This window comes from Pseudonocardia alaniniphila (genome assembly GCF_022524485.1).
Classification (GTDB): domain Bacteria; phylum Actinomycetota; class Actinomycetes; order Mycobacteriales; family Pseudonocardiaceae; genus Pseudonocardia; species Pseudonocardia alaniniphila.
On sequence record NZ_JAKXMK010000041.1, the window covers coordinates 68,484 to 81,312 of the forward strand.

General features: G+C 68.9%; 13 protein-coding genes. 8 read left to right on the forward strand and 5 right to left on the reverse strand.

Annotation, left to right across the window (positions count from 1 at the left end):
• Positions 1-8: 8 nt before the first annotated feature.
• Together MMF94_RS36825 and MMF94_RS36830 are read left to right on the forward strand one after the other, a co-directional pair.
• A complete protein-coding gene (locus tag MMF94_RS36825; RefSeq protein ID WP_379660534.1) occupies positions 9-1,100 on the forward strand; it encodes a FecCD family ABC transporter permease in 1,092 nt (363 codons plus the stop codon).
• Positions 1,101-1,128: 28 nt separating this feature from the next.
• Positions 1,129-1,917, forward strand: coding sequence for an ABC transporter ATP-binding protein (locus MMF94_RS36830; RefSeq protein WP_241042100.1), 789 nt, complete (start codon positions 1,129-1,131; stop codon positions 1,915-1,917).
• 241 nt (positions 1,918-2,158) lie between these two features.
• On the opposite strand, the gene MMF94_RS36835 is transcribed toward MMF94_RS36830, so the two are convergent.
• Both MMF94_RS36835 and MMF94_RS36840 read right to left on the reverse strand, forming a co-directional pair.
• Positions 2,159-3,325: a GTP-binding protein gene (locus tag MMF94_RS36835; protein WP_241042101.1), complete on the reverse strand. Its 1,167-nt coding sequence runs from the start codon at positions 3,323-3,325 to the stop codon at positions 2,159-2,161.
• 305 nt (positions 3,326-3,630) lie between these two features.
• Positions 3,631-4,188, reverse strand: a complete 558-nt coding sequence (locus tag MMF94_RS36840) for a helix-turn-helix domain-containing protein (RefSeq protein ID WP_241042102.1) — start codon at positions 4,186-4,188, stop codon at positions 3,631-3,633.
• Positions 4,189-4,264: 76 nt separating this feature from the next.
• Here MMF94_RS36840 and MMF94_RS36845 point away from each other — a divergent pair, with 76 nt between their 5' ends.
• Positions 4,265-5,869 carry an SAM-dependent methyltransferase gene (locus tag MMF94_RS36845; protein WP_241042103.1) on the forward strand — a complete coding sequence of 535 codons (1,605 nt, stop codon included), beginning with the start codon at positions 4,265-4,267 and terminating at the stop codon, positions 5,867-5,869.
• 213 nt (positions 5,870-6,082) lie between these two features.
• Here MMF94_RS36845 and MMF94_RS36850 read toward each other — a convergent pair whose 3' ends face one another.
• A complete protein-coding gene (locus tag MMF94_RS36850) occupies positions 6,083-6,421 on the reverse strand; it encodes a hypothetical protein (protein ID WP_241042104.1) in 339 nt (112 codons plus the stop codon).
• Here MMF94_RS36850 and MMF94_RS36855 point away from each other — a divergent pair.
• Positions 6,412-6,801 carry a transposase gene (locus tag MMF94_RS36855; RefSeq protein ID WP_379660528.1) on the forward strand — a complete coding sequence of 130 codons (390 nt, stop codon included), beginning with the start codon at positions 6,412-6,414 and terminating at the stop codon, positions 6,799-6,801. The two genes, MMF94_RS36850 and MMF94_RS36855, sit on opposite strands and share 10 nt — an antisense overlap.
• 271 nt (positions 6,802-7,072) lie before the next feature.
• Here the strand turns inward: MMF94_RS36855 and MMF94_RS36860 are convergent, their stop codons facing one another.
• Together MMF94_RS36860 and MMF94_RS36865 are read right to left on the reverse strand one after the other, a co-directional pair.
• Positions 7,073-8,434 (reverse strand): site-specific integrase, encoded by a 1,362-nt coding sequence (locus MMF94_RS36860; protein ID WP_241042105.1) that lies wholly within the window; start codon positions 8,432-8,434, stop codon positions 7,073-7,075.
• Positions 8,435-8,444: 10 nt separating this feature from the next.
• On the reverse strand, positions 8,445-8,627 hold the full coding sequence (locus tag MMF94_RS36865; RefSeq protein ID WP_241042106.1) for a helix-turn-helix domain-containing protein: 183 nt from the start codon (positions 8,625-8,627) through the stop codon (positions 8,445-8,447).
• Positions 8,628-9,952: 1,325 nt separating this feature from the next.
• Between MMF94_RS36865 and MMF94_RS36870 the strand changes: the two genes are divergently transcribed.
• The 4 genes from MMF94_RS36870 to MMF94_RS36885 all read left to right on the forward strand — a co-directional run bounded on the left by MMF94_RS36870 (position 9,953) and on the right by MMF94_RS36885 (position 12,753).
• Complete coding sequence (locus tag MMF94_RS36870) at positions 9,953-11,104, forward strand: SNIPE associated domain-containing protein (protein ID WP_241042107.1); 1,152 nt, start codon at positions 9,953-9,955, stop codon at positions 11,102-11,104.
• Between the two features lie 111 nt (positions 11,105-11,215).
• The gene (locus tag MMF94_RS36875) at positions 11,216-11,398 is read left to right on the forward strand and encodes a hypothetical protein (protein ID WP_241042108.1); all 183 of its coding nucleotides are present in this window, start codon (positions 11,216-11,218) and stop codon (positions 11,396-11,398) included.
• Between the two features lie 516 nt (positions 11,399-11,914).
• Entirely contained in the window at positions 11,915-12,367 is a 453-nt protein-coding gene (locus MMF94_RS36880) for a ParB N-terminal domain-containing protein (RefSeq protein WP_241042109.1), read from the forward strand.
• On the forward strand, positions 12,364-12,753 hold the full coding sequence (locus tag MMF94_RS36885) for a hypothetical protein (RefSeq protein WP_241042110.1): 390 nt from the start codon (positions 12,364-12,366) through the stop codon (positions 12,751-12,753). Before MMF94_RS36880 ends, MMF94_RS36885 begins: the two co-directional genes overlap by 4 nt.
• Positions 12,754-12,829 lie beyond the last annotated feature (76 nt).

Below are 12,829 nucleotides of genomic sequence, written 5' to 3' on the forward strand. Positions count from 1 at the left end.
CGGTCGGGATCGAGCCCGCGGAGCGGACGCACGAGGCCGACGACCGCGACGACGACCTCGACCACGACCGGCGGCGGCGGCACACCCGGCTCTGGATGGCAGGCCTGCTCGCCGGGCTGCTGGTCACGCTGCCCGTCGCCGTGAGCCTCGGGCCGGTCGCCATCCCGGTGGACACCGTGGCCCAAGTCGTGAGCCGCCACCTCCTCGGTGTCCCGCTGGAGGTCGTCTGGACGCCGGCCCAGGAGTCCATCGTCTGGCTGCTGCGGGTGCCCCGCGTGCTGCTAGGCGTCGCCGTCGGGGCCGGCCTGGCGATCGCCGGGGTCGGCCTGCAGGCGCTGACGCGCAACATCCTGGCCGAGCCCTACCTGCTGGGCGTGACCTCCGGGGCGTCGACCCTGGCCGCGGCGTCGATCCTGTTCGGGTTCGGCGCCGGGATCGGGTCGACCTCGCTCGCCGGCAGCGCGTTCGTCGGTGCGCTCGCGGCGGGGGTGGGGGTGTTCCTGCTCGCCCGGGTCGGTGGCCAGATGACCTCGACCCGGCTGGTGCTGGCGGGAGTTTCGGTCGGGTACGTGCTGCACGCGCTCACCTCGTTTCTGATCTTCGCCTCGGACGACCCGGATGCCGGCCGCTCCGTGCTGTTCTGGATCCTCGGTTCGCTGACGCTGGCGACGCACTGGTCGGCCCTGGTCACCGGGGCGGTGGTGCTGGCCACGCTCGTGGTGCTGCTGATCCGGGCCCTGCCTCTGGACGCGCTGGCCATCGGTGACAACACTGCCCAGACGCTCGGGATCTCTCCGACCGCGCTGCGCGCCACGATCATGGCGGTCATCGCGCTCTGCGTCGGGGCCCTCGTCGCGGCCTCCGGCGGCATCGGCTTCGTGGGCCTGATCATCCCGCACGTCGCCCGGATGTGCGTCGGATCCGCACACCGCCGGCTGCTCCCGGTCGCGGCCATGATCGGCGGCATCTTCCTGGTCTGGGCCGACGTGCTCGCGCGTACCGCCCTTGCTCCGCAGGAGCTGCCACTGGGCATCGTCACCGCGATGGCTGGGGCCCCGTTGCTGTTCGTGCTCGTCCGCCGGCTCAACCCGACCCGATGACAGCCCACCGCACGACGGGACTCCAACGATGATCTCCGCGACCGACGTCTCGGTCGGCTACGACGACAAGCTGGTGATCGACGGCGTCGGGCTGCGCGCCGGCCCGGGCGAGGTGGTCGGGCTGATCGGCCCGAACGGCAGCGGCAAGACCACGTTCCTGAAGACCATGTACGCGGCATTGCGCCCGCGGGCCGGCCTGGTCACCGTCGACGACGAGCCGGTCTCCGCCCTGCGCGGGACCGACCTCGCCCGGCGGGTCGCCGTGGTCGCCCAGGAGTCGCCGTCGGACCTGCCGGTCACCGTCGCGGACATGGTGCTGCTCGGCCGGGCCCCGCACCGCCGGCCGCTCGCCCCGTTCGTCCGCGAGGACTACCGGGCGGTGGCGACCGCGCTGACCCGTGTCGGCGCCCGGGACCTGGCGGATCGCCGGTACGCCACGCTGTCGGGCGGGGAGAAGCAGCGCGTGCTCGTCGCGCGGACTCTCGCCCAGCAGGCCGACCACCTGCTCCTCGACGAACCGACCAACCACCTCGACATCCGCTACCAGCACGAGATCCTGCGCCTGGTCGGCACGCTCCCGGTCACCACGGTGGTCGTCCTCCACGACCTCAACCTCGCCGCCCGCTACTGCACCGCACTGGTCATGCTCGACCGCGGCCGGGTCGTGGGCGCCGGAACCCCGGACGAGGTCCTCACCCCCGACGCGGTCAGCCGGGTATACGGGATGCACGTCGAGCGGGTGTACGCGGCCGGCTGCCTGCAGCTGATCTTCAGCCCGATCGACGAGCCGGGGACGCAGGTCCCGGCCTCCGCGTGACGGCGTCGGCGCCGCCCTGCTCGATCCGGCTTCGCGGAAGGTTTCGTGACCCGGGCTCTGCTCCGCAGGCGCGCCGGCGCCTCAGTCGGCCATCGTGTGGCTGCGTTCCTCCAGGCAGCTCATCGCATCCAGCGTGAAGCTCCGACCGAATTTCGAGCCACCCAGCGGCGCGCATCGCGGGTGCGGGTCGCACTGCCGCGAGGCCGGTTCGCCGGCGTCCAGCCCTCGTCGTCCGTCAAGGTCAGCGCGCCGTTCCGGTGTAGTGGTGGCCGTGGTCGTGCAGGTCGTCGAGGTCCCACTGCGGGAGGGGGTCGGGCAGCTGTCGCCATGCGGCTGGTCCGGCGGCCAGTTCGGCGTCGGTGAGCAGGGCGGGGTCCAGCCGTCGGCGGGGCTCTTCGGGGTCCAGGTCGACGCCGATGAACACCAGTTCCTGACCAGGGGCGGGTGCGTCGGGTCCGAGCAGTTGACCGGGTTCGAGGACGAGGTTGGGGCCGGCCTGGGACCACACGGCGAGGACGTCCGGGCGGCTGGCGATCCGGCAGAAGCCCTTGCTGCGCAGCAGGCCCGTCCAGTCGTCCAGGGCGGCGAGCAGGCGTGCGGGGTGGAACGGGCGCTCGGCGCGGTAGACGGCCGAGGAGATGCCGTACTCCTCGGTCTCGGGGGTGTGGCTGCCGGCCAGCTCGGCGGCCCAGCCGGGGGCCTCCGCGGCGAGCAGGGGGTCGTAGCGGCCGGTGTCGAGCACCTCCGACAGCGCGACGACGCCGTGGTCGGCGTGGATCAGCCGGGCGGTGGGGTTGAGCTTGCGCAGGACGGACTCGACCGTGCCAAGGCCGGCGGGCGTGACCAGGTCGGTCTTGTTGAGCACCAGGACGTCAGCGAACTCGACCTGGTCGACGAGCAGGTCGGAGATGCTGCGCTCGTCGTCCGCGGTGGCCTCGATGCCGCGTTCGGCCAGCAGGTCGCCGCGGACGAGCTCGGCGAGGAACCCGGCGGCGTCGACGACACTGACCATCGTGTCGAGGCGGGCGTGGTCGGCGAGGCTGGTGCCGTCCTCGAACGTCCACTCGAAGGTGGCCGCCACGGGCATCGGCTCGGAGATGCCGCTGGACTCGATGAGGATGGTGTCGAAGCTCTGCGAGCGGGCGAGCTCGCCGACCGTGTCGAGCAGGTCCTCGCGCAGGGTGCAGCAGATGCAGCCGTTGCTCAGCTCCACCAACTGCTCCTGCGTGCGGTCGAGGCTGCCCTGGCCGGCGACGAGCGCGGCGTCGATGTTGACCTCGCTCATGTCGTTGACGACCACGGCGACCCGGCGGCCCTCGCGGTTGGCGAGCACGTGATTGAGCAGCGTGGTCTTGCCGGCGCCGAGGAAGCCGGACAGCACGGTGACGGGAACGGTCGTGTTCTTCACCCGATAAATGATAACGGTTTTCGATAGACCGGAGAGGTGTGTCCAGGTGTCCTCGGCAGCGCTGCGGGGGAGCGAGACGACGAGGGGTCAACGGGTACTCGCGCGACCGCGGCGCTGCTGCTGAGTGCCGGATCGCTGGCCGATCGGCGCGGGCGACGCGGTGTGTTCCTCATCGGCATGTCGCCCTGGCCGCTGCCGTCGCCGCGTCACCAGCCGGATGCGGGCGTGATCGCGCGCGTCGTCGTCCTCGTGTGCGGCGGGCCCGGCTGTCGCGGTGGCGCCGTGCCCCTCGGACGGCTGCCGGGCTATTGGTGCACGTGTGCTCGCTGACCGTCTCGGTCGAAGGTCATCACCAGCTCGGCCGGGCCGTCGATAGCGCTGAGGGCGTGCGGCGTCATGGTCGCGAACTCGGCCGCTTCACCGGTCTCGACGTCGATCTGGCGGTCACCGAGCCACAGGCGCACCCGACCCTGGATGACGACGAACCAGTCGTGGCCGGGGTGGACCCGCTGGCGAGGCTTGCCGGTGGTGGGCTCGAGCCGGATCTTCGCCGCCATGGTGCGCCCGTCGGGTCGGCTGAGCAGCCAGGTGGTCCGGGTGCCCTCCCGGTTGGGCGTCGGGCGAATGACCACGTCGTGATCGCCTTCGACGTTCAGCAGCGCGTCGAGGCTCACCTGCAAGGCGGTGGCCAGGGGCAGCAGGACGTCGAGGCCGAGGGCTCGCTTGCCGGTCTCGACGCGGCTGATGGTGGACGGGCTGAGGTGCGTGCGCTCGGCGAGTTCGTCGAGCGAGTACCCCAGCGTGGTGCGGAGGCTGCGCAGCCGGGTGCGGACCACTCTGTCGACGTCGGGATCCTCGGCCATTCCGCACCTCCAGTTGCCTCTTGCGAATATTGCAAGTCTGCTTGCTGCTTTGTCCAGGAATCGTATCGTCGGTGCCATGGCTGAGCACGCACATGGGTCGCACGCACCGGGACAGATGGAACGGCACTGCGACGTCGCGATCATCGGCGGATCGGCGGCAGGGTTGGCGGCTGCCTTGCAGCTCGTCCGGCAGCGCCGATCGGTGGTGGTCGTCGACGACGGCACTCCTCGCAACGCCCCCGCCGCACACATGCACGGCTACCTCGGATTCGACGGCGCACCACCGTCGGAGCTGGCCGGTCGGGGGCGCGAGGAGATCCGCAGCTACGGCGGGGAGATCCTGACCGGCCGGGCGCGGACCGTCGAGCGGCGCGACGACGGCTGGTTCCGTGTCGAGGTCGGCGGCGGTCACGCTCTGGTGGCCCGTCGGGTGCTGGCGGCGACGGGGTTGGCCGACGAGCTTCCGGACATCGAGGGCCTGGCCGAGAGCTGGGGTGCAGATGTGATCCACTGCCCGTTCTGCCACGGCTTCGAGGTGCGTGACCAGCGCATCGTGCAGATCGTCACGCACCCGATGGGACTGCATCCGGCACCGCTGTTCCGGCACCTCACGGACCGCTACTGCATCGTCGTGCACGACGCCTCCGGGCTCGACGACGGTTCCCTCGACGCGCTGGCCGCGGCTGGCACCGAGGTCGTCCGGACGCCGGTCCGCCGCGTCGTCACCCGAGAAGACGGCCGGCTCGCCGGCGTCGAGCTGGTCGACGGGCGCACGCTCGAGGCCGACGCCGTGGTGGTGGGCCCGAGGTTCCGGGCCCGGGCGGACGTGTTCGCGACCGCAGGACTGTCGACGGTCCCGCACGTCACCGGCGTCGGCGACGCAGTGGAGGTGGATCCGATGGGCCAGACCTCGGTGCCCGGCCTGTACGCGGCGGGCAATGTGACCGACCCGAGCATGCAGGTGCTCCACGCCGCCGCGCACGGCAGCCGCGTCGGCGCCATGATCGCGTTCAGCCTCGCCGACGACGACGTGCGCGCGGCCGCCCGACCGTCGGGCGACGAGACCGACTGGGACCACCGCTACGGGGGTGACGCGACGATGTGGAGCGGTAACCCCAACGGGACGCTCGTGCACGAGGTGAGCAACCTGGCAGCCGGCCGCGTACTCGACGTCGGTGCAGGAGAGGGCGGCGACGCAATCTGGCTCGCTGAGCGGGGCTGGAAGGTCACCGCGACCGATATCTCCGAATACGCGTTGGACTGCGTCGCCGTCGAGGCCTCACGCCGCGGCCTCGCCGTCGAGTGCCTGCATCGTGACGCCAACGCACCGGACCCGTTTGAGACCGGCGGCTACGACCTCGTGTCGATGCAGTACGGCGCCGTGCACCGCACTCCCGACCGACGCGGTCTGCGCAACCTGCTCGCCGCCGTCGCGCCCGGTGGCACCCTGCTCGTGGTCGGGCACGACCTGACGCCGATGCGCGCGCCGATCGACGTGGCCGAGCAGACCCGCATGTTCGACCCCGACGCCTACCTCGGCGTCGACGAGATTGCCGCCGCCCTGGCCGACGCACCCGGCTGGAAGATCGAGCTCCACGAGACGCGACCACGGCCACCCGGCGCGGTGTCGACTCACCACGTCGACGACGTCGTCCTGCGCGCCCGTCGCCTGCCGAGCTGACGATCGGTATTGCGCAAGGCGGTGCTGGAGCTGGTTGACGTGTGGCGTACCGCACCGCGTCAAGCTGCCGATTCTCTGGCGCTACCTCGGAACGGATCCGGCCCCACCGGCGAAGTGCTCAGCTTCTCGCTCGGGCGCGCTGCGGTAGTTGATTGCGACGTTGGCCGAGTGCGTCGTGGTTCGATGAAACGTGACGTCCGCCCGCTCATCGAGTCACCGCCGCGGGCGTGACGCCGAGTTTGCGCGGACGCGGGGCACGACGTCGATCGCCAGCCGGTCGAGGTTGGCCATGACGGCGTCGGGCTCGCCGGCGGACTCGACGTGCAGCAGCACACGCGAGACCCCGGGGACGGCGAGACGGGTGGCGATCCGCTCGACGCACAGCTTGACGGGGCCGATCGCCTGGGTCGCGAGGAGCAGCTCGCCCATTGCCTCGGGCGGCGGCTGGTCCCCGGCGCGCTCCTCGAGCATCACGTACTCGGCGTGCGCGCGGGTGAAGAACGGTACGACCGTGCCGTGCACGAGATCGCGCGCTTGCTCGTGTGACCGCACCCACCGAGGACGCAGCCACAGCCAGCTTCGAGGAGTTCATCGCGGCCTGGCGTGGCCAGTACCCGGCGATCACGCGGTCTGGCGCGCTGCCTGGTCGAAGTTCGTGCCCTTCCTCAACTACGACCTGGAGATCCGACGGGTCATCTGCGACCAACGCCATCGAGAACCTCAACGCCCGCTACCGGCGCGCGGTCAAAGCCCGCGGGCACTTCCCCACCGAGCAGGCCGCGCTCAAGTGCCTCTACCTGTTCACCAGATCACTCAACCCGACCGGGAAGTGCCGGGCACGGTGGGCAACGCGCTGGAAGCCGGCGTTGACGCCTTCGCCAGCGGTATCGTCCCCCTGTTACACCGTTGATCGGAACACCCGATGTGAGTGACTAACTGCGTGACAACCGGCGCGCACGCTCATTGTCGACGACGGATGGCCACGGACGAGTTGGTGCGGTGAACTGCGGAAAAGCCCTGACGGGCTGGCCCCTTGCATTGCTTCACACCGAAGAGGTCACTGGTTCGATCCCAGTATCGCCCACCATGCCGAAAGGCCCCCTGACCTGCGGGTCAGGGGGCCTTTCGGTGTTCTGCGGGGCTTCCTGTCGATGGAGAGCAGTTGACTTGGTAGCCAGCTTTGTAGCCAACCGTGCTGGACGGCTACGTCTCCTCGATCGGGTCGTCGAAGAAGAGGTTGGTGACCATGTCCGCGGCTTCGTGGTGGAGCTCGGGGACGTCCTTGGTGTAGGTGTCAAGGGTGAAGGCGACTGTGGCGTGACCTAGTCGCTTGCTGACGATCTTCGGGTTGACGCCGGCGCGAAGCGACATCGTGGCGTGCGTGTGACGCACTTGGTGGAGTGTGACGGGCGGAAGGCTGGCGCGGTCGACGAGCCGGCTGAACTGTTCGGTGATCGTGTCGGGGTGGATGGGGCGACCGTCGGGCCAGCAGAAGAGCAGGCCGTGGTCGGAGTAGTCGCGGCCGAACGAGTGCTTCTCGTCCCCGAGCTTCTTGACGTGGGCGGTGAGGGCGGTCGTGGTGCGGCGGTCGAGGGCGAGGCTTCGCCGGGACCGTTCGCTCTTGCCATCGGATGGTTGGGCCTTGCCGGCTGCTACGACTCGTGTGTGCCAGACGGTCATTGCTCGCGCGTCCAGATCAAGGTGGGCGAGCTGTGCGCCGGCTGCTTCTGATCGGCGGATGCCGGTGGTGGCGAACATCAGCCACATCGCGTACAGGCGGTCGCCGGCCGCGGTCGCGAGGAACTGCTTGAGCTGTTGCGGGGTCCATACCGAGTGGCCCTTGCGGTCGCGCCGTACGCGGACTGCGTGCTCGACGGGGTTGGTGCTGACGTACTTCCAGCGGACCGCGTCCGCGAAAGCTCGGTTCAGCATGATGTGGACGCTCTGGACACTGCGCGGCTCCAGGCCGCCGGTAATGGCGCGCGGTACGCGTCCCGCACGGTAGCGCTGCAGCGCACGTACTCCGGCGGAGTAGCTGAGCCCGGCCGCCGTGGCGATCTGGCGGGCAGCGGGCTCAGCGCCGCGGGCGATGCCCTTTCGCCACTCCTCGTACATGATTTGGTTCGTGTTGTCGGACCGCCTGCCGTGCTGAAGGAGGTGGGAGTAGAGGCGGTTGATTGTTTCGACCGTGATGTCCTGCAGTTTGCGATCTCCAATTATCGGTATGACGTAGTACTGGGCGTAGCTGGTGTAGTTGCTGTGCGTGGTCGGCTTGAGGGCGGTTTTCATTGCGGCGAGCCACTCGTCGAAGAACTCACGGACAGTTCGTGGGGCGTTCTTGACGTAGGTGTGTGTGCGGAGTTCTGTGTTTGCTTCGACGAGCGCGTCCCACGCGGCGTTCTCGGTAAGGAAGCCACTGCGTGAGTCCCGTCGTCGCTTGCCGGTGAGGGGGTCGGCTCCGAGGTCGATCAGGTAGGCCCACTTGGCGCCACGTTGGTAGACGGTTCCTGCGATCCCTCGCCTGCTTCGCTTACGACCACGACTGGCCGTCACGGCAGGGCCCACGCGGCGGTCGTCATGTGGGCTCCTCGACGAGCTTGCGCAGGCGATCCCGGACGACGTAGATGCGTCCGCCGAGCCTCTTGATCGGAAGGTGTCCTTGCTCCGCGTAGCGATAGGCCGAAGCTCTGCTGATGCCAAGCACTTCCGCTGCCTTCCTCACGCTGATCAGGACCGGCAGCCCATCGAGGTCGGTCATTGTTCCTCGTCTCGTCTCGTCGCGTTCGCGTCCTCGTGTGAAGGACGAGACTGAGCTTGGCAACTCGGATGACGTTGTCTGTGGTTCTCGCATGGTTGGCATCGTGGTCAGGCGCATACGAGGTGGTGCTGCTGGCTGTGACCTAACCAATTCGCTCGACGCGATTGGCATCCTCGGTGCAGGTCGCGAGACGTGCCTCCGTGTCATTTTGATTCGCACGTGGTGATTATTGTGCAGCTATCTTGTCGGCACTTGGTTCAAGTCGAAACTGTGGATAACTTTGGCTACGTGTCTACAGAGTTGTTCGGAACCTACAAGGACGCGGTCGCTGTGTGGTCTGTCGTGGTTGGCGATCGCGTCGGACCTGGCAGACAACGCCGAGGTCTTCGATCAGCTAGGCCTGCGTCTGGCCTATCGGCGCGCGGGCAGATCGATCGGGCTGAAGCAGCTCTGAGCATCGTGGGGCAAGATCGTGTCTGAGTGGGGCTCGCCCTTGTCCCACGTCGTTCGGCTCGGCGAGGATCTATCGCCCAGGCCACGGAACTGGCCCCCCCATCCGGATCGCCTGCGGATCCGCGACGCGAGCGATCGAGCAATGCCAAGGGTCCGTGCGTGTGTGGTGGCGCGGCGGACTCGGCGTCGAGGACTCTGCACTCATCCACAACCTGCGAGTCGGCGCAGGCGAGATGGTCATCGATGGCGTCGCCGGCCTGTCGCTGCTGGGCGCGGCGAGGATGCCATGCGCAGAGTGGTGTACGCCTCCTCATGTCGGGGAAGGATCACGGCGCTAGACGGTAGATTTTTGGAGATCTAGGCCAGTCCCGGCTGCCCTAGAACCACCCGATCAGCGTTGATCGCGCAAGGGTGGCCCGGGCGATCTCGTGTCCCCGGTCTGCGGCATGTACGTGTCCCCGGTCTGCGGCTGTAACCGCGCGCTGTGTCAAACCGATCACTTCAGCGTGACGTGGCCTGGCCAGTACCCCGACCCGCCGACCCAGCCCTTGGCCACGGTGGCGAATGCGAGTCCTCATCCGGGGCTGCCCGCGCCGCGTCATGCTGCCGCCCCACCCGCCGTCCCCGGCTGGCCGGATGCCCCCGGCCGTCAGGCCACCCTCACGCAAGCCGCACCCGGATACCACCCAACGCCCGCACCGCCTGCTCCAGCCGCGTGGGCTCATAGACACGCTGCCGCGCCGTTGCCGACCGCCCCCACGCCGCCTCCTGCGCCGACCAGAGGGCGCAGCAGACTGTTCGGAGGCCGGAAGCGCCAGGACCTCGAGACGGAGAACGCGCAGCTGCGCACGGAGCTGGACCGGCTGCGCGGGATGACCGGTGCGCAGATCGCCGCCCAGGTCGAGCACTCACGACAGCAGCTCGCCGCGGTGGCCGCTCGAATCGCCGAGGCAGAGCAAGCACTCCATCAACGGCGCGCAGAACTTGACCGTGTGAGCAGGCAGGTCGTCGAGACGAACGAGACCGCTTTGCTTCAGGAGAGCGGCGTCTATGAATATCGGCACCGCCTTGACGACGCGGTGGCCTACAAGAACAACCTCGACCACATCAAGCAGACCACACGCGCGATGGTGCGCGACGGCACCGCGGTCCTGTCTACGACGGAGTGGTCGGTCAACGGGTCCAAGAGCGAGGGCCGCAAGATGGTGCGCGACTTCTCCAAGCTGCTGCTGCGCGCGTACAACGCTGAGGCCGACAACTGCGTGCGCACTGTGAAGCCGCATAACCGAGCTGCCGTGATCGCTCGACTGGAGAAGACTCGAGAGACAATCGCTCGCCTCGGCCGGACGATGAACATCGAAATCGTCGAGCCGTACCACCGGGTCCGCGTTATGGAGATCGAGCTGACCACAGACCACGCCGCAAAGGTCGAGGAGGAGAAGGAGCAGATCCGGGCTCAGCGTGAGGCTCAGCGCGAGGAGGAGAAGGCCCGCCGTGAGTTCGAGCGGGAGAAGGCACGGCTGCTGAAGGAACGCGCCCACTTCGAGAACGCGCTCGCCAAGGTCCGGGAGCAGGGGGGCGACGTCGGGGAGCTGGAGGCGCAACTCGCCTCGGTCGACGAGGCGATCAACGGTGTCGAGGCACGCGAGGCGAACATCCGCGCGGGATTCGTCTACGTGATCTCGAACGTCGGGGCCTTTGGGCCAGGCGTCGTGAAGATCGGCCTCACGCGGCGCCTCGACCCGGGTGACCGTATCCGTGAACTGGGGGATGCCTCGGTGCCGTTCAAGTTCGACACGCACGCGATCGTGTTCAGCGAGGACGCGGTCACGCTGGAGACCCGGCTGCACCAGGAGTTCGCCGAGCGGCGTGTCAACCAGGTCAACTTGCGGCGGGAGTTCTTCCGAGCCACGCCCGCCGAGGTGCGCGACGCACTCACGCGGTTCGCCGGTCAGCACTTGCTGGAGTTCCAGGAGGTGCCGGAGGCTCTTGAGTGGCGCGCGAGCTGCGGAAAAGCAGCCTGACCCTGCTCTGGTGCATGGCGCCCCCAGGCGACATTTCTCAGGTCGAGCTATCGGCGAGCTGGGCCGCGGCGGGTTCATCGGTGCGGTTCCGCGCGAGGACGAGCACCGGCGATGGCGGTGGAGGTGGCGGCGTTCGTGGGGACGGCGGCCGAACAGCACGGCGCCTACTACGGCCGCGACGTGAGCGAGGTGATCGTGGAGGTCGAGAAGATCCAGCGTTTAGAGGCGGAGGACCTGCCGATCGTGCGTGCTCAGATCGATGCCCGCGTGGCTCACCTGTGGCCCGACGTCTGAAAGTTGCGCTTGATCGGAATACCGGGATCTGCCTGCTTCGACCGCTTCGCCTGATAGCAGCGCGCACGCTCACGTCCCTAGCGAGCGACACGCTCACCGGCCCCGCTGGCCTACCGCAGCCACGAAGACGGCTCCGCGGTGGGGGTCCGTCGCCAAGTCATGCGCCCACCGGCCAACTCCGCCTTGGACATCGCGTCGATGAACTGTGGCGACTTTAGGCCTCGCGGCCTGCTGATCGTGACCGAGCTGCGCTGGGGCGGCCTTCCGGGTGGGTCCACGCAGGGTGGCATCGCCGCCCGGTTTCGTTGCCGATGAACCCGCGCTGACCCACGCCGGGTGAACCAGCTTCTCCGACAGGCACGCGACCCGCCGGTGCATCGCCCGCTGGTCCACGCCGTGCGGGCCAGCCGGAACCCCCGGCCGAACCAGGCGAGCGCTGCCAAGGGGGCGCGTCCCACACCGGGACACACCACCGCCGCAGCACAGCATCGGCGGCCAAGAGGCTAGGAGCCCGCTATGACTGACCCACAGCTCGATCAGAACGAGATCAACGCAGATCCCACCGTCGAGCTCAACCCGAGCGACTCTGATTTCCAGCTTGGTGAACTTCTGGAGACTGATCCACGCGAGCTGATCATCGGTCCGAACATCCGCGGGTCAGTTGTCCTGGATCAGGGATTTGTCCGGTCGGTTCGTGAGCGCGGGGTTCGAGAGCCGATCCATGTCCGCCGCCGGGCCGATGACGGGGCGCTCGTGGTGCGCAAAGGCAAGCGCCGCACCCTGGCCGCGGTCGAAGCCGGTCTCGACCGCGTGCGGGTCCTGATCGACCCGGACACCGACCCCGGCGAATACGACCGTAGGGGGCAGATCGAGCGGATCGTGGATCAGCTCGAGGAGAACTTGCACCGGGCGGGCAATCCGAGGCGGAGGAGGTGTCAGCCCACCAGCAGCTCCTCGACTTGGGCTTGACGGCCGGCCAGATCGCCCGCCGCACCCACACCCCGGTGAAGCGCGTCAAGGTCACCACCTCGGTCGCGCGCAGCGAACTCGCGGCGGCGGTGCTGAGCCGCTACGACATCCCGCTGGATCAGGTTGCGGTGATCGCCGAGTTCGATGACGGCAGCGAGAAGGGCGTTGAGGCGGTCAAGGCCCTGACCATCACCGCGCAGACCGAGCCGGCCCAGTTCGACCACGTCGCGCAGCGGTTGCGCGATCAGCGCGAGGAACAGCGCCTGGTCGCCGAGCGGTCGCTGAGCTCACCGCCGTCGGCGTCCGGGTCGTCACCGAAGCTGATGGGGCGTCGCCGATTAGTGGGCTGCGGCCTGGCGCGGAGGATGCCAGCGGCACCGAGCTAACCTCCGAGGCGCACCAGGCTTGCCCGGGCCAGGCCGTCTGTGTTGAGGTTCGCCGCGGCTGGGGTGCCCGTGAAGC